Here is a 22,426-nt window from a genome sequence, read left to right as displayed (position 1 = left end):
TAAAACAAAAATCGTTTTATACAACCTTGATTATTTAACTTTTTCAGCAGCCTCTGTGTTAAGTTGAAGGTTTTTTGTTTGTGTTGATTTATTTCCCTGATAGACTGTCGGCCATCTAGTCTATGTCTTGACTGCTGTGTTTATTACGAAAATTACGAGGGGATAAGTGATACTTTTTTTTGAAACAATTTGAAAAGTAGGGAATCGTTTGAAAGCCCGCATTAGTGGCAATGTATTGAATGGAATGATTAGTCTGTAGCAATAAATCTGCAGCATAGACCAAGCGTAACTCATTTAAATACTCAATCGGCGTAGTGCCGTAATATTTTTTCATGACCCGCGAGAGGTAATTATAATGAAAGTGAAATTCTTGAGACAGGCTGTTAGCGTCGATTTTATCTGCCAGACTTTTGTATAAAAAATCTTTAATTCCCTCAGCTAACTGTTGTGAGTTATTGTGCTGTTCTTTACGAAGCTCGAGCTGTTTTAGTAAGTCGATAAATAATTTTTGATTTTCAAAGAAGGTGAAATCATCGTTCTTTTTGGTGTTATCTAAGATTGTTGTAATAGTTTGAATAATGAAACGCGAGTTATTGATTTTTTGGTGTTTAGGTAGGTGCAAGGTGTAGATTTTATTGTGAAAATGAAGCTGAGGGATCTTGAAGGTTGAATTTAAAAAAACCGGGTTAGGACTTTCCAGCCACTCTGACTCTGTGTAAAAGTGGAGCCAGTAAAAAGAGGTGTTATCCTGACTTTTTTTGTAGGAATAGTGCAGGTGGTCAGGGGAGAGAACAATGGCTTCATTTTTTTTTACTTCATAGTCAATGTCATTTTCGGTTAAAAAAAGTATGCCTTCGATAACGATGATCATATCAAAGTAACCTAAGTTTTTTCTACGGGGATGAAGACGTCCGGCGCGGTAGGTTTCAATGTTTCCTTCAACAAAAATCGGAAAGGGATTAGCAATAATAGAAAAAATCAAGGGACTTAAGTTCATTTGAAAAACCTCCTGGATTGTGTTTGATTTTATAACTTTTAGTTGACATCGATTATTTATTTTTGTTCTTTCAGTGTATTATACTATAGTCATCAGCTAAATGAAAACGCTTGAATGTTTATTTTAAAAGAAATGGAGTGGGAGTTGTCACATGCTAGAAACAATCAAACTAACATCAGAATTTTGGAGTCGCTACCAGGAGGTAGTATCAAAAAATGTAATTCCGTATCAGTGGCAAGCCTTAAACGATCAGTTGCCAGATGCTGAGCCAAGTCATGCAGTGAAGAATTTTGAAATTGCGGCTGGTTTAGCTGAAGGAGAGTATTACGGTGAAGTGTTTCAGGACAGTGATGTGGCAAAGTGGATTGAAACGGTGGCTTACAGTTTGCGGGAGTATCCCAATCAAGAATTAAGTGATCAGGTCGATCGCTTAATCGATGTCATTGGGCAGGCTCAGGAAGAGGATGGATATTTAAATACCTATTATCAGCTAAAGCATCCTGAAAATAAATGGGCGAACTTACGAGACAATCATGAATTATATTGTGCTGGTCATTTTATCGAGGCGGCTGTTGCTTATTATCAGTCAACAGGCAAACGACAATTGTTGACGATTATGGAAAAATTTGTTGAGCTGATTCATCGAACCTTTGGCAGTGAATTAGGCAAACGTCATGGTTACCCTGGTCATGAGGAGATTGAGTTGGCTTTGTTAAGAATGTATGATGTCACTGACAATCCCATGCATTTGGAATTGGCGAAATACTTTATTGAAGAACGTGGCAAGACGCCTAACTATTTTGAAGGTGAAAAAGAAGAACGGCAAGGTAAGGACTTGACTTGGAATGATGATCACGCTATTAATTTTGGTTTAGGCTATGAGTATCAGCAAGCCCATCTGCCAATTCGTCAGCAAGAACAAGCCGTGGGTCATGCAGTCCGAGCAGTCTATTACTATACTGCAGTAGCGGACTTGGCAAAAAAAATTGACGATCAGTCATTAACAGAAACGGTCAAGCGCTTATGGCAAGATATTGTGGACTATCAGATGTATATTACTGGGGGAATAGGCTCTAGTGCCATTGGCGAATCGTTTACGTGTCATCATGACTTGCCAAATGATGCCATGTACTGTGAAACCTGTGCCTCTGTTGGCTTAGCATTTTTTGCTAATAAAATGCAGCAACTTGAGTTATCGGGTGAGTATGGAGATATTTTTGAAAAATTGATTTATAACGGTACGATTAGTGGGATGAATTTGACAGGAGATCGTTTCTTTTACGTCAATCCCTTGGAAATTAATCAATTTCAAAAACACCGTAAGGATCAAGAGCACGTTCTTTATGAGCGACAAAAGTGGTTAAAAACGGCTTGCTGTCCACCGAATTTAGCTCGGTTTATTGCCTCCTTAGATGGCTATCTATTAAGTGAAGCGCCTGGGGCTCTTGCGATTCATCAATACATTAGCTGTGAGTACCAATTGGAAGGCTTTGGTTTGAAGATTGAGTCCGATTTACCTTGGAGTGGGTCAATTCATTTAACGATAGAAACTAAGGAAATGGTAAAAAAAGCGATTCGGTTACGAATTCCTGAGTGGACTAAGGAGAATGTTCACATTTTTGTCAATCAGCAAAGACAGACACCGACGATTGAAAAAGGGTATGTGACCCTTGAAGAAAAATGGCAAAATACTGACGTTATCACCCTTGAATTTGATATGACCCCTAGATTAATTTATGCCAATCAACAAGTCATTGAAAATATCGGCAAGGTGGCCATTCAAAAAGGACCAGTGATTTATTGTGTGGAAGAGTTGGACAATGGAGCTGATCTTGCTAGTCTTTATATTGAAGACTTGGCAGACGTTGAAATTCAGGTATTGCCTTCTTTGTATCAGGGAAGAGCGCTGACTTTTACGGGTTATCGAATGACAGGAAACTCGGCAAAGATGTATCATGATAAAGGTGTGACATTTGAAAAAAACACGTTGACCGCTGTACCTTATTACGCTTGGGGAAATCGTGGTTATGGCGAAATGCGTGTTTGGTTGAATAAATACTAAATGAAAGTGGGAGACAAGATGGGTAAAAAGAAATGGGTAGTAGGGACTTTGGTCTTGGGATTAGTCTGTTCTGCGTTAGTGGGATGTGGTAAAAAAGAAGGAGAAACTGCTGACAAGGATGGCAAGGTGACCTTAAAATTTTCCAGTTGGGATAAATTTGATGAAGGCATTATTAAGGCCTTTGAAAAAGAAAACCCTAACATTAAGATTGAAAGCATTCAAGTTGCCGATAGCGACTATTCGCAAAAGATTAATACCATGATTATAGGAGGCAATGCCCCAGATGTGATTTTATCATTTGAGGCTGATTTGCCAAGGTTTGCCCAAAGCGGTGCCATTGAGTCACTGGATCCTTATATTAAAAAGGGAGCGTCATTTGATGTGGCTGATTTTATACCTGCTGTTGAGAAAATTGGTGAATCCACAGGTGGCAACTATGGCTTGCCTTGGGCTTATGCGTCAGAGATCATGTATTACAACAAAGATATGTTTGATAAAGCTGGTGTAGCTTATCCGACAGTTGATTGGACCTGGGATGATTTTAAAGTGGCAGCTGAAAAATTAACCGTGCGGGAAGGGAATAAAACGACTCAATGGGGAGCAGATGCCATTAGTTTTAGAGGCATGTGGTATTCCATGATTGGTGCAACAGGCGATGATATTGTCGATAAAGAGGGAAATTTAGCTTTAGGAGATGGTCTGGTAAAAGCTTTGGCATTTCAAAATGAATTGACTAATGAGCTGAAAGTATCGCCACAGCCTACTTCGGGTGATGCCGTTTCCGATTTGTTCGCTTCTGGAAGTGCGGCGATGACTAGAACCGGTAGCTGGATGACCATGATGTACAAGGACAATGAGTTTAACTGGGATATTGCGCCATTGCCAGCTGAAGAGCGAGATTACAATACCCTGCATACCGGTTTCTACACAATTGCTTCAAGCAGCAAACACAAAGAGGAGGCTTGGAAGTTCATCGACTTTATGATGAGTGAGACGGGGCAAACCATGACATCGGAATGGGGCAATAATCCTTCAGCCTTAAAATCGATTGCGGCTCAGGGAGCATTTAAAAACCCTGGCAAGACAGGACCAAGTAATTGGGAGACCTTTACGGAATCAGCAGATTCAGGCCAGTTTGGCTATACCTTGATTAACCCATCGGTCACTACTGGTTTGGTCAATGATTTTGATTCTTATTTGTTAGGGGCTAAGTCATTGGATGAGATTGTTGAAAAATCGATTCCAAATGCTCAAAAACAGATTGATAAAGAAGATTAACGTAAGTTTAATTGTGCGTATAAGCTTCCCTGGGGAGAATAATCTGCAGGGAAGTCTAATGGTAATAGGAGGGACAACATGAGAAAAAAGCAAGGAATGGAAGATCAATTGACGGCCTTTGGGTTTCTTTCACCATGGGTTATTGGCTTTTTACTTTTTACAGGAGGACCGATTATTGCCTCTTTTGTTTTAAGTTTAACGAAGTGGAATTTGCTGGGAAATCCAAGCTTTGTTGGGTTTGCCAATTATCAGGAGCTGTTTAGTCCATCTTCAACCTTTTACAACACTTTAAAGGCAACGTTTATTTTTACCTTGCTGAATGTGGGAATTACGGTTTTTTGGTCGTTATTTTTAGCTATATTGTTAAATTTTAAATTGCGGTTTATGAAAGTTTTTCAGTTCTTCTTTTTTGTACCGGCGGTGATGCCTTCAGTAGTTATGGCTAGTTGTTTTATTTTAATGTTTAACAATGAACTGGGAATCGTCAACTATCTTTTGTCTTATATTGGCGTTGATGGTCCTAACTGGCTTGGAAATACCAACTTGGTTTGGGTCGTAGTCGGCATGATGAGTGTTTTTACTTTTTCCACAGGTCAGATGATGCTGATTTTTAATTCAAGTTTGAAAGAAGTACCTATCGAGCGTTATGAAGCGGCCAGTTTGGATGGGGCCAATGCTTGGCAACGATTTATCCACGTAACATTGCCATCCATTTCTCCGATTTTATTATTTAATACGATTGTCGCTACGGTCAACTCTTTTAATGGTGCCTTTACAATTATCTACCCGCTGACAGGAGGCGGACCAGGAGATGTTACCAAGGTGCTTAGTCTAGAAATTTATGAAAAAGCCTTTAAACAATTTGATATGGGCATGGCATCTACGCTCGCCTTTATTCTCTTTATTATTGTCGGTCTGATTTCAATTTTCCAGTTTAAATTTGGAGATAAAAAAGTCAATTATGGTTAATTTAGTTTTAAGTAGGAGGTAGGATGATGAAAGTAGATAAGTTAGAGGGATATATCAAGGTATTCCAGTACTTATTATTAATTATAGTGGCAATTTTTATGTTTTTTCCAATTTTTTGGGTCTTTTCCAATTCATTAAAAACGCTTAATGGTATTTCAGAATATCCACCACAGATTTTTCCGAAAAATCCCCAATGGGGGAACTACATTGAGGTATTCAAACAAACGAATGTCTTGGGCTATATGAAAAACTCGTTGATTTTAATCGTAGGTAATACGCTTGGTACCTTGCTTTCTAGTTCATTGGTCGCTTATCCACTGGCCCGAATGGAATTTAAGGGGAAGGGTACCATTTTTGGTTTGATTTTAGCCACCATGATGGTACCGACCGTCACATTGATTATTCCACAGTTTATTTTATTTCGGGAACTTGGTTGGCTAGACAGTTTTTTACCTATGATTGTTCCCAGTTTTTTTGCTTATCCTTATAATGTCTTTTTATTCCGCCAGTTTTTTAAGACGATTCCTAAAAGTATTGATGAGGCAGCAATGATCGATGGTTGCAGCAAGTTTCAAATTTTCACTAAAATCATTGTACCGTTGGCTAAACCAACCTTTATTACTGTTGGTGTTTTATCAACAGTTTTCTGGTGGAATGAACTATTTGCTCCCTTAATTTTTATAGATACGGATAGTTTGAAACCACTAACTATTGGCTCACTTCAATCCTTTACTTTGCAAGGTGGCCAGAATATGACTGCCTGGAATTTGCAAATGGCCTTTGCCGTCTTGATGATTGTGCCACCGATGATCTTATACATGTTTGCTAATAAGTATTTGGTGACAGGGATGAAAACCAGTGGTATGAAAGATTAATATTTTTTTAGGAGTGTTAACTAATTTGTCAGTTAAAAGGAGGAAATGTGTTGAAGGTTGGTGGTAAGATTAATCTTAACAATCAAATCGGATCAATTGATGAGCGTTTGTACAGTTCATTTCTTGAACATATGGGGCGGGCTGTTTATGAAGGGTTCTATGAGCCTAATCATAAAATTTCGGATGATGAAGGCTTTCGACAAGATGTTCTGATGCTCTGTCAAGAACTGAAGGTACCGCTGATTCGTTATCCAGGAGGAAATTTTGTTTCGGGATATGAGTGGCAGGATGGAATTGGGGCTAAGGAAAAGCGACCAGTTCGTTTAGATTTAGCCTGGCAATCTATTGAGTCCAATCAGTTTGGTCTTCATGAGTTTATGAGTTGGAGTCAAAAAGTTGGCTCAGAAGCCATGATGGCCGTTAATTTGGGAACTCGTGGGATGAGTGAAGCTAGGAATCTCTTGGAGTATTGCAACTTTTCAGGGGGAACTTATTGGAGTGATTTAAGAAAGGCGAATGGCCAAGGAGAGCCCTTTGGCATTAAAACCTGGTGCTTGGGTAATGAAATGGATGGCCCTTGGCAGATTGGTCATAAAACAGCAGAGGAATATGGCCGTTTGGCAGAAGAGACCGCTAAGGTGATGAAATTAGTTGACCCAACGATTGAACTGGTAGTTTGTGGGAGCTCTTTTCGGGAAATGCCGACCTATGGTGAATGGGAACAGACGGTTCTTCGTCATACCTATGATGATGTTGACTATTTGTCTCTTCATCAGTATTACGGTAACCAAGAGGATGATATTGGCAGATATTTAGCAAGAGCTGTAGAAATGTCGCAGTTTATTCAAGAAGTCACGGCTATTTGTGATCAGATTCAAGAAGAGAAGCAAAGCGATAAACAAATGATGTTATCCTTTGATGAATGGAATATCTGGTATCATACGTTGGAGTCAGATAAGGAACAAGTGTTGTGGCAGGAGGCGCCTCCCTTACTGCAAGATGTTTATACTTTTGAAGATGCCTTATTACTGGGCTCTATGTTAATTACTCTCTTAAAGCACGCTGATCGGGTGAAAATTGCGTGTTTAGCTCAACTGGTAAATGTTATTGCACCTATTATGACAGAAAAGGAAGGGGCAGCTTGGAAACAGACAACCTTTTATCCCTTTCAGCAGGTCTCTCTTTATGGAAGAGGGACTGCATTAAAAACCGAGCTGACGGTCAATCATTATTTTGTCGAAGGGATTGGAGAGGTTCCATTTGTTGATTCGGTTGCGGTTTATCAGGTTGATGATCAGACAGTGACAATTTTTGCAATTAATCGTCATCAAAGCGAGGTCATGGATCTCTTTTTGGACGTTGATACCATTGTAGTTGAAGAGGTGTTAGAAGCCAGTGAATTGGCTGGGTTTGCATTAAAAGCAGTCAATACGAAAGATCAGCAAGTAGTCGTACCCTGTGAGGTAGATAATTATCATCAGGAAGGACAATCGTTCTGCGTATCGCTAAAGCCCCTATCTTGGAATATGGTTCGGTTGAAAGTGAAGTAAGTTTTAAGAGTCAAACAGCCCTGTCTGAATGTCGACAGGGCTGTTTACTTAGCTTAAATTTTCGGCAATGACTTCTAAAGCAGTCATATCTTGAATGAGGTAATAACTCTTTTCTTTTTTTAGAATATGTTCATCTCTAAAACTAGTAATGGTTCGCAGCAAATGGCGATAACTCACGTTTAAGATAGAGGCACAGGTAGTCAATTGAAAGGAAAATTGATTGTCTTTAGAGTTGGCTAAAATGAATTTGGCTAGGCGGGTTTCAACAGGCTCTGTTAAGGAATTAGCCAGTGTTACGCCTGAATTTAAACGATAACTCAAAATTTGACAGATATGTTGCAGAAACCGAACATCTTGTTGAAGAAGGTCACGGTGTTTTTTTAGGCTAATGCCAACACAGATACAGGGAGAAATTGCTTTGACATTACTTTGAGGCAGTAATTCCCATAAGGAAGATGCCTCTCCAAGAAGGGTCACTGGTTGGCTGTGATCGATGCAAATATTTTGGGTATCGGATGAATAGGAATAAATCATCACAGAGCCGTCTACTAAGAAATACAAGTAGTCTGACGGCATTTCAGACCGTATGAGGTGCTCGTCTTGCTCAAAGGAATAAAGGGCTGAGATGGGTGGTAAGTCATTGTCCAAATAGGATTGTAACTGGTTGGTTGTGATATAGGTTGATAGGCGTAATGGATCCACTACTTTTTTCATAAGTCGACGGTTCCCCTTAGTTTTTTCTTTCATTGTATATCAGAATGGGAAATGTCACAACACGAACATTTTTAGTGCTTTATATGTAAAATGAATGTAAAATACTAGTAAATGTGTTGTAAATGTGACACATGTCACTTCAAAAAAAAGAAAAACTTGGTATTCTTTAGAGGTAAGAGGAATGCAAGTCAAAAACAAGCTAAATAGGGGGAAGAAAAGTGAGAATTAGAAAATTAGGGATAAGTTTATTAGTAGTCTTAGTGGTGGCGACATTGGCAAGTTGTGGTAAAAAAGAGGAATCTGCAAGTGGTGATCAAGAGAAAAAAGAATTAGTCGTTCAGTTTGTGCCAACTAACAATGACGGTTCCATGGAAGCTAAAACAAAACCTTTTGCTGAGTATTTATCAAAGGCACTTGATCGTGATGTTAAGGTAACCTTGGCTACTGATTATTCGACAATTGTTGAGGCGATGGCGTCGAAACAAGTAGACATCGGGATTATGCCGCCCGCTGCTTATGTCCAAGCCAAAGACATGGATGCGGCTGAAGCCATCTTAACGTCTCAACTTGGGGAAACAGATGAACAGACCGGTTTGCCAATTAAAGGTGAATTGACCAATACCTTTAAAGGAGAAGTGTTGGTCAAAGCTGACAGTCCCATGGCGAAATTAACGGACTTAAAAGGCAAAAAAATCGCCACGTTAAGCCCTAACTCAGCCAGTGGTTATATTTATCCAGTAGCGGAGTTGAAAGAGGCCGGCGTTGATCCAACGACTGAAGCGACTTTAACGACGGTAAACGACATTCCAAGTGAAATAACAGCTGTATTAAATGGTCAAATGGACGCTGCTTTTGTTTTTGAAGGAGCTCGAAATGTTTTCGGAGCTAGTTTTGGTGATCAGGATTTGTTTAAAGAATTAAAAGTGCTCTACTTAACTGAGGGAGACATTCCCAATGACGCTATAGCGGTTCAACCTTCAATGGATAAGAAACTAAAAAAACAAGTAAAAGACGCTTTTCTAAAGATGAAGGATGATGAAAAAGGCGCAGAAGCCATGACGATTTGGAGTCACTTAGGATATGAAGAGGCTGCTGACAATGGCTATGACACGATTCGTCAATACACTGAAAAAGCAGCGGAATAAATCTTAACAGGAAACCGACAATTAAGACGTGTCGGTTTCTATTGATGGAATAGGTGGCGAAAAAAATGATTATTTTCGATAATGTTTCGAAAATTTATCCAAACGGAGTTAAAGGGTTACAAAATATTAATTTAGCAATCAATGAGGGGGAGTTTGTCGCCATTATTGGCCTAAGTGGGGCGGGGAAAAGCACATTGCTAAGAGCCGTCAATCAGCTGGTTCCCATTACAACCGGGGATATTCAGGTTAATGGTCGCTCAATCACCCAAGCAACGAAAAAAGAGTTACGTTTGATTCGTCGGGAAATCGGTTTGATTTCCCAGCACTTTAATTTGGTGAAACGAAGCACGGTACAAAAAAATGTCTTATCTGGACGCTTAGGTTATTACAGCACATTTAAAAGCATGTTCGGACTTTTTACAAAAGAAGACTATGGCCGAACAGTTGAGGCTCTGACCAGTGTGGGGTTATCAGATAAATTGCATACCCGCAGTGATCAATTGAGTGGTGGCCAGCAACAACGGGTGTTAATTGCAAGAGCGTTAGTCCAACAGGCGCCGATTATTTTAGCTGATGAGCCGGTGGCGTCGCTAGATCCGATCACCACTGAAAAAGTGATGGACGATTTGCGTCAGATTAATCAGACCATGGGGAAGACTATTCTGATAAACTTACATTCGATTCCTTTGGCTCGTGATTATTCATCCAGAATTATTGCGTTAAAAGAGGGGCAAATTGTTTTTGATGGCTTGCCTGCAGCATTAACTGATGAGCGCTTGGAGTCAATTTATGGGAAGCGGATCTTTGAAGAAAAGGTAGGGGATGTCAGTGAAGCCTAAGGATACCATTCATTTTAAGTGGCGTAAACAACTGCTGATCGTCTGTTTGTTGCTACTGTTATTTCAAGGAAGTGTCTGGGTAACTGAGGCTGATTTTCAAAAGATTGCGACTCATTCCGATCAGATTGTGGTATTTTTATCTCGATTAATTCATCCTGATTTTAGTTATTTTCCTAAGCTGATTGGGCCATTGATTAAAACCTTGCAGATGTCGTTGCTAGGAACGTTTATCGGTGTGATAATTGCGATTCCCGTTAGTTTTCTAGCGACTACAGTAGTGACGGGAAATCCTGTTGTGTCGACTTTTTTCCGTTTTATTCTAGGGGTTGTGAGAACGATTCCTACCTTGCTGTTAGCGGCCTTGTTTGTGGCTATTTTTGGAATTGGTGAAGCCACAGGGGTTTTAACGATTGGGGTCTTTACTTTTGGAATGGTTTCGCAGTTAATGTTTCAAGCGATTGAAACCATTGATTTTGAACCGATTGAGGCCCAACTAGCAGTGGGAGCTAATCGAACACAAATGGCGGTTTGGGCCGTTGCCCCTCAGGTCTTTAGTCAGTTTGCCAGTTATTCTTTTTATGCCTTTGAAGTCAATGTCAGAGCCTCTACTGTTTTAGGCTATGTGGGAGCTGGCGGGATTGGGGTTATCTTGAATTCGTCACTGGCCTTATTAAAATATGAGCGGGTCTCGATTATCCTATTAACGATTTTAGTTACGGTGGCTATCGTTGATAAACTAAGTGAGCGAGTTAGGAGGTCGTTGCAATGATACTGAAAGATCTGAGTAAAAAGACCATTCTGTGGCTGTCTCTTCTATTGCTGTTAATTATTTATTCGGCAGTTAGTATTGATTATTCTGGTCTCAGCAGTTTTTCTTTGGCCATGGGACTAGATGTCTTAAAGGGCTTGAGTCAACCTGACTGGTCCTTTTTATACGATGGTAGTGGTGAGGATTTGATTAGTCTGTTAATCTTAACTATTGGCATTGCCTTTTTAGGAACGGCGATTGGGACTGTTTTGGCGATTCCTTTTACCTTGCTAAGTGCGACTAATTTATGGCCCTCCTTACCATATCTGTCTAAATTAGGTAAATTTCTCTGTAATTTATTGCGGGCTTTTCCAGAGCTAGTCTTTGCGATTATTTTTGTGAAAGTAGTTGGTCCCGGTCCCTTTGCCGGTGTGATGGCGATTGGTGTTCACCAGATTGGCATGTTGGGCAAGCTCTTTACCGAAGAACTTGAAGGGATGGACGAAAGTCTAACTGAAGAAGTCGAAGCGATAGGTGCTAATTTTTGGCAAACCTTATTTTTTGTGAGAATTCCATCGTTAATGCCGATATACAGTTCTCTGGCTTTAAATCATTTTGAAATTGCCGTTAGAAGTGCGGCGACACTGGGCCTTGTAGGGGCCGGCGGAATTGGTGCCCCTTTAATATTTGCCATACAAACTCGTAATTGGAGTAAAGTCAGCATCATCTTGTTAGGTGTGGTTGTGACGGTTTTTCTACTTGATTTAATTACGGGAATAATTAGAAAGAAATTGAGATAAGATGAATATATTACATATGTCGGATATCCATTTTTGTCAGTCTTGTGACGTAGTTGAGAAAGGCTATAAGGGCATGATTGCTAAGATGGAAAATCCTTTGATTCACGTTGCCGCCTGTCTGACTCATGTGAGAGAGCGCATGGCTCTTGATTTAGTGATTATCAGTGGGGATTTGACTGAAGATGGATCAGTTGAGGATTATCGTTATTTAAAAAGATGGTTTAAGGAGCAAATCGGTGACATCCCTATTCTGGTAACTTTGGGTAATCATGATATTAAAGCCCATTTTCGAAAGGGATGGCTGGCTGAAGAGGGCAGTGAGGCGCCTTATAATCAGGTGATGAGTCTTAATGGAATAGAATTGATTTCTTTTGACAGCTCGGTTTATGGCATGGCTGATGGCCAGATGAGCCAGTCCCAATTTGACTGGTTGGAAAAACAGTTGGAAGTCGTGGGCAATAAGCCTGTTTTACTAATCACCCATCATCATTTATTGGAGCAGCAGTGTAGTACTCCTCGGCTACCGGAGTCGGTCCAATTGCTGAAGCTGATTCAAGATTATCCCGTGTTGGCTTTATTAAATGGTCATACGCATCACGCCTATACAGGGGATCTCTTGGGGATTCAGTATTATACGGCTGGGGGAATGTCTTTTGTCGGGGAGGATGAAGGCGTCGGTCAGGTCAGGTTTGAAGAACGGTATGGCTATAACGTTTATTGCATAAAAGAGGGAAAAATTAATCAGCAGACCACCGAAAATTTTATTACGGGAAGGGTCATTGCCCGAGTGAATATGCTAGAAGAATGATGAACCCCCGTTGAAGGTCTTCAACGGGGGTTTTGAGTGAGTCTGCGAATCGATAATATGATGGCAATAGACATCAGGGCACCAAATAAAATGCAATAGTAGCCATAATCCCTTGAACACTGTTTAAGACAAATTGGATAATCATGTAATAGGATACTAAGGAGCCATAAATACTTCCAGTGATTGAATAGCCTTTTTTTGTAGTTGGTGAGTTCATTTTGTCACGCTCTTTTCTTAGTTGATAAATTACCTATAACGAATCAATCACTCGTTGACTATTTAAGATTTAACTTGTTGCAAAATGAGTCGTTTTCTTGCAACATGCGATAGAAAGGTTGTTTAAATCGATCATTGATAAATACTAAACGGGTGTAAATATGAGAAGGAAATAGCTAAATCATAAATGGCAGACAGATATTAATTAAAAGTGCGTAAATCGAAAAATTAGCTGACTTTTTTTAAAAAATGCTGAGAATTGTTACGAGAACCTTAGCAATCGCTGGGAGCTACTCTACTCCTTAAGAGCTGGTAAAAAAATGGTGGAGACGGCGAAGAGGACATTGCTTTATTTAAACGAAAGTCCAAATAGCTATTTTAACCGACTGTCCCAATGCAGCTGATTTTTAATGGGGAAGGTTGCTTAATAGATAAAATGGGTTAATAGGTCTGATAAAAAACTTGTGTTTTTATAAAAAAAATGGTAATGTTCTTAAAGGGTAAAGTAAACGAACTTAAAAGGAGACGGATATGAAAAAGTTTATTAAGTTAGGTCTAAGTTTATTGTTGATGACGGCAGTTGGACCAGCGGCATTGGCAGCGGAGGATATGGTGATAATTGGTGAAGGGCCACTTGTCAACCAGAGTACAAGTCGTTCTATGATATCAGCTGAAGGACAGGATCCCTTTGAAGCGAAGAGCGAAAGAGATCGGGAACGACTGCCTGACAGTGAGCAGGCGTTAATTAGCGAGATTGAAGCGTATCTAACTGATAACGCGAATCCTAATGCTCGTAATTTTGGTGCTGTTGCTAATAAATTAATATCAGCGCTGGTTTTTGATGTGACAGTTAGGCGAGAAAATACGATTATTAATGCGGCTGAATTATTTGGTTTATTAGGTGGCAGTGGAGAGAGTAGCTGGTTTGATCATGTAGCCGGAAAAAGTGACCGTTATTTATCCGTGTATGATGAGCCAACTGGAAAAAATGTTAAACTCCATGCCTTTTATGTGGACAATCAGTCAGATAAAACAGCTGTGGTGCAACACGGCTATCGTTCTAATGCCATGAACATTATGAAGGAAGCTGAGATGCTCTATGACTTAGGTTATAATGTTATTGTGCCCGATGCACGTTCTCATGGCCGAAGTGAAGGGTCATATATTGCTTTTGGAGCCTATGAAAAAAATGATATCAATGCTTGGATTGACCAAGAACTGACAACCAAGCCTAATCAAAAAATTGTATTATTCGGTGTTTCTATGGGGGCGGCCACTGTGATGATGTCTCAGGAGACGCCGCATCCTAACGTGGAAGCATTAATTGAAGACTGTGGTTATTATTCAATTGAGCAACAAGCTCGTGATGTGACGCGTTTAATTACCTCACGCTTACAGTATATCCCAATTGTTAACTCGATTGACTGGTATAATTGTGAAAGTCAAATTATCGATTCGTTAAACGATCACTATGTGAAACCGATTTTGAAAGTGGATTTATTTTCAATTTCGCCTTTAAAGGCTGTTTCAACCTCCAATGTACCCAAGTTATTTATCCATGGAACAGCAGATTGGTTTATCCCGCCGATTGCTAAAGATAAATTATATGCTGCCGCTATCGGCTATAAAGACCAGTTAGCTATTGTTGGCTCGGGTCATGCAGAAAATATTACAGTTGGGGGAGAGGCGTATCGACAAAAAGTCGCTTCATTTTTGACAACGGTTGAGAAAATGACCAGCTCAAGACCAGAGTTGGCCGAAACTAGAAATCTGTTAATAAATTCAGAATTCAAACGGAATCAAAGTGAAACGAGTTTTGAGTCTTGGAAATTAAGCAATGACGGTGTTAACTTTAGTGAAAACTGGCAGTCTAATCCGTATGAATTTGTGTTGAAACGGTCAGGAAAAGACATTATTTCGGCGATTTCTGTGGATGAAAATGGATTGAAATTCTACAAAAAATGGGAAAAATCAGCAGGTTATGTGGGGCAGGATGTTGCCTTGATTAAAGGTCAAAACTATGAGTTGTCATTCAACTCGTGGAACCCTAATCCAACAGAATACAGTGAACAAGTCATTCACTACGGCTTTGGCCAAGTTACTAAACGGGAAAAACAGACAGCCCGCAATAAAGTTACCAAAAAATTGACTTACACCCCTGTCAGCAGTGGGGTAGAAACTATTAGCTTAGGCTCTGAGATGACTTTTTACAATTGGTTTGGTCGTACCAATACAGCGATGTATCTTTCTGATGTTAAATTGATTAATACTGATGTAATCCCGCCAAATAAGGTCATTATTACTGGTCTGGAAATAGAGGCAAATAGGACTAAGATTAAGGGCCAAGGGGAACCTAACTCGACTGTTTTACTTAGAGCAATTGGTGGAGCGGTTATTCTTGAGGCTATGGTAGATGAGTCAGGTTGCTTTACTGTGACGATTCCTAAACAAGAAACAGGGACAGTGCTTCATTTAGTTAATCAGGATGTGAAAGGCAATATCAGTGAGTCTATTGTGCTAGTGTCTAATTAAATGTAAAATTAAAATGAGCCGTCACATAATTATGTGTCAGCTCATTTTTTTAATACAGCAAGTCTAATAATCTTAAAAAGAGTCGCCTTTTTTCTTAAAGAGAGAATATCATGTCTAATAATAGAAAAACTTGTCAAAAAAATTATAATATTGTAAACAATTTGACAAAAAAAAGAGTCATTTTAGTTTACACTATTATTATGTTGTTTTTAAATCAATTAATTGAGTTGTTGTGACGTTGAGAAATTAAAGAATTGGAATAATGAGAGCAATTATGGAGGATGTTTCAGAAACTATCTATATTTATACCTATCGTGTTAGTAACGTGATCAATTTCTTTTGATGCTGCTAATCAGGTGTGGAGAAGTGTTCAGTATACTGTGGTAAATTGATTGATACATGATACGAAGACTGGATAGTGTATGGCTTGAAAGGGGAAGAGTATATGAAAATTGGATACACGGTCTTTAATCCAGACCCGTCAGACTTGATTCGTTTATACGAGGAAGGCAAGTGCGAAAAGGTAGAAGTGGTTAAGAGTAATGGGGATCGAACAAATGAGTTTCTTTCTTTTTTAAAGGAAAACAAAGGGAACGAAATTGTTGTGACAAATATCGAAGCACTTCATATTTCGTTACGGGCCTATAGCCAAATAGAGGCGCTTCTGCAACTCTATGAGAGTCAGTTGATTTTTTTAGATAAGGAGATGGAGAGCGATGACAAATACCTCTCTTTATTAAGTAAGTTAGCCATGATAGAGAAAACAATCATAGGGTCTAGGACACGAGAAGGGTTAAGAAAAGCACAAAAAACAGGGAAAATAGTGGGGCGACCAAGAATTGAAGCCGAAAAGATCAATCGAATTCAGTTTCTTTATCGAGAACAAAAGAAGACTATCAGAGAGATTGTCAGTATTTGCGATGTCTCAATTGGAACTGTTCACAAATACAAATAAAAACTAAGGGTAGTTCAGTATAATGAAGAGTTGCCTTCGATAAATGTCGGTCAGATAAACTTGTACGTTTGATTACTCAAACTAGTGGGAAAGTTTGCGTTTTATTAAAAAATTACGATCAAATTGAATCAAAAGACATGACGATTTGTATGATTGTCTTAAGTTTGATTTGTAGCTAATCACTTCCGCCAAACTTATTAGAATTTCTAATCTTGAGCAAGCGTCTCTCCTTAAAATAGTTAGTAAGTTTTACTAGTAATTTGGTACAGATTATCTGAATTTTTATAGCTAGCTTAGGAGATGAGCAATGGATATCGAACTAATGTTAGAAAAAAAAGATCAGTTATTATACAAAGTGTTGAAATATGTCAGCGCTATCGAAAATCAAGTTGTAAGTTATGAAGAACTATTTGTAGTGACAGAGTTGAGTCAACAAACTTTGAGTAAGTTGATTCACGAGCTAAAGGAGCTGGTGAATCAAGATCAAACGATGGAAATTGAAACATCGGGAGCTAGTCATTATAAATTTATTAAAAAAAATGGTTTTTCTTTAGGTTACTACTTCGGTGTTTTGTTAAAGAAAAGTTATTGTTTTAATATATTAGTAGATTTATTTTATGGGAAAAAAATAACACTAGAAAAAGTTTCTCAAACTTTCTTTTTTAGTCAATCGACAGTGTCAAGAAAATTAAAACTATTGCGATGTATTTTGCGTACTTACGATTTGGATATAAAAAGGCGTAATAAAACTTACGTTCTTACTGGTAAGGAAGAGCGTATCAGGTACTTTTTTTACCTGTTATTTGATATCAGTCAATATGAAATAAGTCCTTTTGTTAGTCAAACTGTTTTTAGTTACGATCGTTTCTGTGATATATTTCCGAAGACGTCACAGCAGTTTATTGATCGGTTTAGCAAATTCTTTAGTGTGTGTCGAAGTCGTTTTTTTCAAGGAAATCAATTGTCGGATTCAATAGAAGAAATTAGTATGGGGTTTGAGCAGTATTCTTATGAGCGTTTTAAAGCCAATATGTTTAAAATCACACAAGCACCATTGGCCAAAAATGTTATTGAAAATGAGTATAGGTTTCTGTATTTCTTTTTTTATACTGGTGGCATCATTGATATGGAAACAATTAGGGACGTATCCGTTGATTGTTCCTCTAATTTTTATAATAGTGATGAGTTATTTCAGGTTAATACAATTATTGAGACCTTTTCTGATTATATGGCGATCACCTTTACTGAGGATGATCTATTATTTTTGAAAACCAATCTATTCCTAGCGATAAAAAAATATAAGATGTTCACATCGATTACTAAGATTGAATATGAAGATATTAATTTAGAAAAAAATAGTTTTTTTTCAACGATTTATCAGAATTTTTTTAGTTTTTATCACAGTAAAATAAAGCAACCAATTCCCTTAAGCCAAGAAATATTTCATTTAATAGTAGGGGAATTTATCTTGAAAAATGAATCAGGTGTGGTCGTTCATGTATACAGTAAATATGGTTCTAGACAGAAAGAACTTATTGAAAAGAAAATCAGTAATTGTACGGATGTTCCGATAGAGTTTGTTAACCGCTTAGATAATCATCGATTACATTTAATCGTATCAGATGGATATTTTAGAAGTAATTCTAACGTCGCTTATTTTTATATTCAGGACTACGTTGAAGGTGATATTGGAAAATTAGTTAGAGTAATCAATGACCTTTATTTTGAATTGAAATCGAAAAGAACTGATACTATTTTGAACGCGAATCGACAAATAAACTCTTGAAATAACCAAGAATCAGAAAACGTCTAGTTCATTCAGGGAGCCTTTAGGTAAAGGTTTCCTGTTTTTTTGTCAAAAAAAATAAATTAACTCCTATTTTTTGACGGAAAAAAGAAAGGATTCTGACATACACTATAAATGTATCTGGTAGTCAAATAAAAAAATGCGAACTATGTTGTTTTTAATAGTTTTTTTTATTTTTCTATAATTCAGAAGATATATCAGTAAAAGGAGGAGTTTGTTATGTTTCAAGTATGAAATGGAGTAAGACTATTTGGAGAGGTTAAGTAAACAAGACCTAGCTTGTGTTAAAGTGAACGGATTTGAAGCACAGAGGTAGAGGTTGATTAAAAAGAATAATAACTGAGGAGAACACATGAAAATTAAAATGACGAAGAGTGCAATGAAAAATTATGCAAGTTTGTTTCTGGTATCGAGTATGCTTTGTAACGCCATTTCACCTACAGTGGCCCTAGCAACTGTTGAAAATGTCAGTGAGGTTTCCGCTACCAGTTTAAATGCGGAAATTGTGACGCCTGACAATCTATTGAGTAACCCAGAAGTGATGATGGAAAACGGAAAATTCCCAGGTTGGACAATGAAGTACAGTAACAGTCACATAGGTACATTGGTTCTGGCTGAATTATTGCAAGAAAACAGTGATGGTTATTATGTCATGGGAGATAAAGTTTGGATCACAGGTTATCAAAATGGATCTGAAGGCGGCGGCTTTACCATAGCTTCTAATACAGGCGCCTATTCAGCAGGGTGTTTGGAACAGGAAGTTTACTTGAAAAAAGGGCAAACCTATAGTGTAACTTTTGATGTTAGAGAATTTGGCGGCGCTCCATTAAGTAGTCCATCTAGTTCGAAGTTGATTTATTCTTTTGGTCAAGGGGATGAGGAAGCAAAAATAGAAACGATTAATTATAGTAATCAATTTTCAACAAAGACGTTGACCTATACTGCTAAAGAGGATGGTAATGCCAACTTATCGCTACAGGCTTATAATAACTGGGGTGGTATTTATGGACAAATAACGTCTCGCTTGAGGATTGAAAAAATTAAGGTAATTAATACCGATGTGACGGCACCGGTTAAACCGACTATTCGAACGGTTGTTGATACCACATCTACAGTGATTCAAGGGGTAGGGGAGCCTGATACTGAAATTACTATCACTTCAAGTGAAGGTGAGTTAGTAACAGGCCAGACAGACGCTATCGGTGAATTTATGTTTGAAATTCCAAGACAAGTAGCTGGTACTGTTTTGTTGGTCAGGAATAAGGATTTTGCAGGAAATATCAGCGAGCCTAGAGATGTTCTTGTTCGACAAGGCAAGTTGGATAAACCTCAGGTAGAGCCGGTCACTAATACTGCCACACAAGTCGTTGGTACTGCTGATCGACAAGTCACAGTGATTGCGACTATTGATAAAATTGACGGGTCTCAAAAGCAGTATTACGCTGAGTCACAAAATGACGGTTCGTACGTTGTTCCGATTCAAACACCAGAATTTGGTGAAAGCATCGGTCTTCACTCAGAAGCTAATGGGTTTAGGAGTGATAAAGAAACAGTAAAAGTATCAGATGTTATTCATCCAGAAAAACCTGAATTAACCGTTATTTCAAACGAAGATAGCGAGATAAAAGGATATGGCTTATCTGGCAATACGATTAAAGTAACGTTACCAAATGGTGATGAAGTGACAACTAAAGTTTTGAAGGACAATAGTTTCATCCTAGAAATACCTAAACAAGAAATAGGAACTGTGGTCAAAGCGGTCCAAATTAAACCCTCTGGCTTGGTGAGCGAAGAGGCTTCGATGGTGGTCACGAGAACATCTATTGTCATGCCCAAAGTTAATAAGCTAACGGATAAATCGACAAACATCAATGGGAATGGCGAGCCTAATGCAGATGTAAATATCGTCCTAAAAGATAAAGATGATCAAGAAACGGATAAATTAATAGGGGCGACGAATTCACAGGGGGATTTCACAGTGCCGGTAAAAAGTTTGGAAAATATCGCCCAAGTGGATGTCTATCTGACTAAAGAGGGCTTGACTAGTCCTGTAACGATAGTACCAGTTGAAGATACGACTCCGCCTGAAATCCCGCTAGTATTCGATATAACAAAGGATGACACAGTCATCAAAGGAACTGCTGAACCTGAGTCAATTGTGAGAGCCACTGTTGAAGGGAAAGTGATTGGTGAAGCAACTGCAACTAAAGAAGGTGAATTTTCAATACCGATCGCAAAACAAGGGACGAACACTATTATCAAGGTGACGGCAACTGATCAGGCTAACAATTCATCTGATGCTGCTGAAGTTGTGGTAGGTGAAATTTATTTAGCTTCGCCAATTCTTGAAGAAGTAACGAATACGTCAACAATACTTAAGGGAAGTGCTCTTGCTAGTGCTCGTATTACCATTGATGTCAAAAATGTTGCCGGGGATAATATTGAGTTTTATGAAGGAAATGCAGATTCCAAGGGTCAATTTAGTTTTTTACTTCGTAATCGGTTAGATGTTGGTTCAAAAGTTGAATTAAGGGCATCTAAAGATGGTGTGTTTAGTCACGTTGTAACAGAAATTGTTAAGGATGTAATTGCACCAGAAGCGCCAGTTGTTAACCCCATTTTGGTGATTGATAAGGAAATTTCTGGCACAACTGAAGGGGGCTCCTTGGTTAAAGCCTTTGTTGAGAATTTGGAAATAGGCAGCACTATCGCTGAAAAGGATGGCAGTTTTGTCATGGCGATAGAACCTTTAGAGGCTGGAACTGACGTGTTGATATCGGCAACTGATTCTGCAAACAATCAGTCAGAATTTACGACAGTGGAAGTCCAAGAGTTAATCGGCGATATATTAGTGGAAGACTATGTTATTGGTAGCAATCTCATTAAAGGGTCATACAATGGTGCTGTGTCAAAAGCTCGTCTCAAGGTTAATGATAAAGTAATCTCATGGGGAGGTGCTTTTAAAAATCAACAGTTCTCCTACTACGTTAGTTCAGGTCGGATTAAAGAAGGTGATAAAGTTCAACTTGAAGCCTTTGCGAAAAATGAAACCTTACTTGATTTAAAAGAAGTCAAGGTAGTCGTCGTGGCTGAGGGGCAAGTTGAAAAAGCAAGTCATATATTAGGAAGTAATTTAATAACTGGAAATTACAAAGATGATGTTTCTTTAATTCGATTGATTATTAATGACAAACCTGTTTCATGGGGAGGTCAGTTTAAAGATGGTGTCTTTTGCTATTACGTTAAATCGGGACAGATTAAAGAGGAAGATAAAGTGACATTAAATACCTATGACAGGTATGGCAGTCTTTTACAGGAAAATGTCTCAGTTTCGTTAAGCAAGGCGACGGGTGAGATTAAGACAGCGAATTATCTGTTGGGTGATACTACGATTAAGGGAACTTATGCAGGGAATATTGCTTTGGCCAAGTTGACCATTAATGACCAGGTCGTGTCCTGGGGAGGCGACTTTAAAGACGGGGAATTCACTTATTATGTGTCGCCAAAACGTATGAAGGACGATGATGTGGTGGTATTAAGTTGCTACGATCATGTTGGTAATTTACTTTCAGAGAATCACATTGTGTCAATCTCAGTGCCAGATAGTCAGCTTACTGAGGCACGTTATGTTTTAGGTGGGTCAATTCAAGGCACGTATTCTGGTTTGGTTTCCAAGGGTCGACTTTTTGTTAATGGACGAGCTGTTTCTTGGGGGGGAAGTTTTAAACAAGGGCAATTCACCTATTATGTTGCTCCCGGTGTTATCAAAGCAGGGGATGAGGTTAAAGTAAATGGATATGGGGCAGATGATCAATTATTGACAGAAGACCTTTTAGTCACAGTGTCAGAACAGGGGATTAATAATGCTGTTTACAAGTTAGGCGCACCTACTATTACGGGCACTTATGTGGGAACTATGACGAGGGCGCGATTGTCTCATAACGATCGAGTGGTTTCCTGGGGAGGGAATTACCACGATGGGCAGTTTTCTTATTATATTAATCCGACTCTGGTAAAAGCAGGAGATCAATTAACGTTGGATTCTTATGATGAAAAGGGAGAACTATTATCAGAAAAACTATGGGTGACTTTCAAGTAACCAAATTGCCTAATGATTAACAATGTGTAAAA

17 protein-coding genes are annotated in these 22,426 nt (G+C 38.7%); 14 read left to right on the top strand and 3 right to left on the bottom strand.

What is annotated here, in order from left to right:
- Positions 1 to 115: 115 nt before the first annotated feature.
- Positions 116 to 997, bottom strand: a complete 882-nt coding sequence (locus tag RWN13_RS18545; RefSeq protein WP_314066700.1) for an AraC family transcriptional regulator — start codon at positions 995 to 997, stop codon at positions 116 to 118.
- 151 nt (positions 998 to 1,148) lie between these two features.
- On the opposite strand from RWN13_RS18545, the gene RWN13_RS18540 reads away from it, so the two are divergent.
- The 5 genes from RWN13_RS18540 (at position 1,149) to RWN13_RS18520 (ending at position 7,731) form a co-directional block, all read left to right on the top strand.
- Positions 1,149 to 3,059: a beta-L-arabinofuranosidase domain-containing protein gene (locus RWN13_RS18540; protein ID WP_314066698.1), complete on the top strand. Its 1,911-nt coding sequence runs from the start codon at positions 1,149 to 1,151 to the stop codon at positions 3,057 to 3,059.
- Between the two features lie 18 nt (positions 3,060 to 3,077).
- On the top strand, positions 3,078 to 4,337 hold the full coding sequence (locus RWN13_RS18535) for a sugar ABC transporter substrate-binding protein (RefSeq protein WP_314066695.1): 1,260 nt from the start codon (positions 3,078 to 3,080) through the stop codon (positions 4,335 to 4,337).
- Positions 4,338 to 4,415: 78 nt separating this feature from the next.
- On the top strand, positions 4,416 to 5,306 hold the full coding sequence (locus RWN13_RS18530) for a sugar ABC transporter permease (RefSeq protein WP_314066692.1): 891 nt from the start codon (positions 4,416 to 4,418) through the stop codon (positions 5,304 to 5,306).
- A 23-nt stretch (positions 5,307 to 5,329) separates the two neighbouring features.
- The gene (locus RWN13_RS18525; RefSeq protein ID WP_314066690.1) at positions 5,330 to 6,181 is read left to right on the top strand and encodes a carbohydrate ABC transporter permease; all 852 of its coding nucleotides are present in this window, start codon (positions 5,330 to 5,332) and stop codon (positions 6,179 to 6,181) included.
- A gap of 131 nt (positions 6,182 to 6,312) precedes the next feature.
- Positions 6,313 to 7,731 carry an alpha-N-arabinofuranosidase gene (locus RWN13_RS18520; protein ID WP_314066706.1) on the top strand — a complete coding sequence of 473 codons (1,419 nt, stop codon included), beginning with the start codon at positions 6,313 to 6,315 and terminating at the stop codon, positions 7,729 to 7,731.
- A gap of 48 nt (positions 7,732 to 7,779) precedes the next feature.
- Here the strand turns inward: RWN13_RS18520 and RWN13_RS18515 are convergent, their stop codons facing one another.
- On the bottom strand, positions 7,780 to 8,445 hold the full coding sequence (locus tag RWN13_RS18515) for a cyclic nucleotide-binding domain-containing protein (protein ID WP_314066687.1): 666 nt from the start codon (positions 8,443 to 8,445) through the stop codon (positions 7,780 to 7,782).
- Between the two features lie 218 nt (positions 8,446 to 8,663).
- Here RWN13_RS18515 and RWN13_RS18510 point away from each other — a divergent pair, with 218 nt between their 5' ends.
- The 5 genes from RWN13_RS18510 to RWN13_RS18490 all read left to right on the top strand — a co-directional run bounded on the left by RWN13_RS18510 (position 8,664) and on the right by RWN13_RS18490 (position 12,785).
- Positions 8,664 to 9,590, top strand: coding sequence for a phosphate/phosphite/phosphonate ABC transporter substrate-binding protein (locus RWN13_RS18510; RefSeq protein ID WP_314066685.1), 927 nt, complete (start codon positions 8,664 to 8,666; stop codon positions 9,588 to 9,590).
- A 65-nt stretch (positions 9,591 to 9,655) separates the two neighbouring features.
- Positions 9,656 to 10,429, top strand: a complete 774-nt coding sequence (phnC, locus tag RWN13_RS18505) for a phosphonate ABC transporter ATP-binding protein (RefSeq protein ID WP_314066683.1) — start codon at positions 9,656 to 9,658, stop codon at positions 10,427 to 10,429.
- Positions 10,413 to 11,198 carry a phosphonate ABC transporter, permease protein PhnE gene (gene phnE, locus RWN13_RS18500; RefSeq protein WP_399553701.1) on the top strand — a complete coding sequence of 262 codons (786 nt, stop codon included), beginning with the start codon at positions 10,413 to 10,415 and terminating at the stop codon, positions 11,196 to 11,198. Before phnC ends, phnE (RWN13_RS18500) begins: the two co-directional genes overlap by 17 nt.
- A complete protein-coding gene (gene phnE, locus RWN13_RS18495; RefSeq protein WP_314066676.1) occupies positions 11,195 to 11,977 on the top strand; it encodes a phosphonate ABC transporter, permease protein PhnE in 783 nt (260 codons plus the stop codon). The genes phnE (RWN13_RS18500) and phnE (RWN13_RS18495) overlap by 4 nt, the downstream gene beginning before the upstream one ends.
- Before the next feature lies 1 nt (position 11,978).
- The gene (locus tag RWN13_RS18490) at positions 11,979 to 12,785 is read left to right on the top strand and encodes a metallophosphoesterase (RefSeq protein ID WP_314066673.1); all 807 of its coding nucleotides are present in this window, start codon (positions 11,979 to 11,981) and stop codon (positions 12,783 to 12,785) included.
- 73 nt (positions 12,786 to 12,858) lie between these two features.
- Here RWN13_RS18490 and RWN13_RS18485 read toward each other — a convergent pair whose 3' ends face one another.
- Positions 12,859 to 13,002, bottom strand: coding sequence for a hypothetical protein (locus RWN13_RS18485; protein WP_314066671.1), 144 nt, complete (start codon positions 13,000 to 13,002; stop codon positions 12,859 to 12,861).
- Positions 13,003 to 13,532: 530 nt separating this feature from the next.
- Here RWN13_RS18485 and RWN13_RS18480 point away from each other — a divergent pair.
- The 4 genes from RWN13_RS18480 to RWN13_RS18465 all read left to right on the top strand — a co-directional run bounded on the left by RWN13_RS18480 (position 13,533) and on the right by RWN13_RS18465 (position 22,394).
- Positions 13,533 to 15,533 (top strand): alpha/beta fold hydrolase, encoded by a 2,001-nt coding sequence (locus RWN13_RS18480; protein ID WP_314066668.1) that lies wholly within the window; start codon positions 13,533 to 13,535, stop codon positions 15,531 to 15,533.
- Positions 15,534 to 15,978: 445 nt separating this feature from the next.
- Entirely contained in the window at positions 15,979 to 16,488 is a 510-nt protein-coding gene (locus RWN13_RS18475) for a recombinase family protein (protein ID WP_314066665.1), read from the top strand.
- A 307-nt stretch (positions 16,489 to 16,795) separates the two neighbouring features.
- Positions 16,796 to 18,274, top strand: a complete 1,479-nt coding sequence (locus tag RWN13_RS18470) for a helix-turn-helix domain-containing protein (protein ID WP_314066663.1) — start codon at positions 16,796 to 16,798, stop codon at positions 18,272 to 18,274.
- Positions 18,275 to 18,647: 373 nt separating this feature from the next.
- On the top strand, positions 18,648 to 22,394 hold the full coding sequence (locus RWN13_RS18465; RefSeq protein WP_314066660.1) for an immunoglobulin-like domain-containing protein: 3,747 nt from the start codon (positions 18,648 to 18,650) through the stop codon (positions 22,392 to 22,394).
- Positions 22,395 to 22,426 lie beyond the last annotated feature (32 nt).

The sequence above is a fragment of the uncultured Vagococcus sp. genome, assembly GCF_963518325.1.
Classification (GTDB): Bacteria; Bacillota; Bacilli; order Lactobacillales; family Vagococcaceae; genus Vagococcus_D.
Note: the sequence above shows the minus strand (reverse complement) of the source record. Positions and strands in the feature narration are given on the sequence as shown.

Coding starts and splice junctions, on each gene's coding strand:
- RWN13_RS18530 (WP_314066692.1), top strand. CDS start 4,416: ATGAGAAAAAAGCAAGGAATGGAAGATCAATTGACGGCCTTTGGGTTT.
- RWN13_RS18535 (WP_314066695.1), top strand. CDS start 3,078: ATGGGTAAAAAGAAATGGGTAGTAGGGACTTTGGTCTTGGGATTAGTC.
- RWN13_RS18480 (WP_314066668.1), top strand. CDS start 13,533: ATGAAAAAGTTTATTAAGTTAGGTCTAAGTTTATTGTTGATGACGGCA.
- RWN13_RS18545 (WP_314066700.1), bottom strand. CDS start 997: ATGAACTTAAGTCCCTTGATTTTTTCTATTATTGCTAATCCCTTTCCG.
- RWN13_RS18465 (WP_314066660.1), top strand. CDS start 18,648: ATGAAAATTAAAATGACGAAGAGTGCAATGAAAAATTATGCAAGTTTG.
- RWN13_RS18540 (WP_314066698.1), top strand. CDS start 1,149: ATGCTAGAAACAATCAAACTAACATCAGAATTTTGGAGTCGCTACCAG.
- RWN13_RS18475 (WP_314066665.1), top strand. CDS start 15,979: ATGAAAATTGGATACACGGTCTTTAATCCAGACCCGTCAGACTTGATT.
- phnC (WP_314066683.1), top strand. CDS start 9,656: ATGATTATTTTCGATAATGTTTCGAAAATTTATCCAAACGGAGTTAAA.
- RWN13_RS18470 (WP_314066663.1), top strand. CDS start 16,796: ATGGATATCGAACTAATGTTAGAAAAAAAAGATCAGTTATTATACAAA.
- phnE (WP_314066676.1), top strand. CDS start 11,195: ATGATACTGAAAGATCTGAGTAAAAAGACCATTCTGTGGCTGTCTCTT.
- RWN13_RS18490 (WP_314066673.1), top strand. CDS start 11,979: ATGAATATATTACATATGTCGGATATCCATTTTTGTCAGTCTTGTGAC.
- RWN13_RS18520 (WP_314066706.1), top strand. CDS start 6,313: ATGGGGCGGGCTGTTTATGAAGGGTTCTATGAGCCTAATCATAAAATT.
- RWN13_RS18485 (WP_314066671.1), bottom strand. CDS start 13,002: ATGAACTCACCAACTACAAAAAAAGGCTATTCAATCACTGGAAGTATT.
- RWN13_RS18515 (WP_314066687.1), bottom strand. CDS start 8,445: ATGAAAAAAGTAGTGGATCCATTACGCCTATCAACCTATATCACAACC.
- RWN13_RS18525 (WP_314066690.1), top strand. CDS start 5,330: ATGATGAAAGTAGATAAGTTAGAGGGATATATCAAGGTATTCCAGTAC.
- phnE (WP_399553701.1), top strand. CDS start 10,413: ATGTCAGTGAAGCCTAAGGATACCATTCATTTTAAGTGGCGTAAACAA.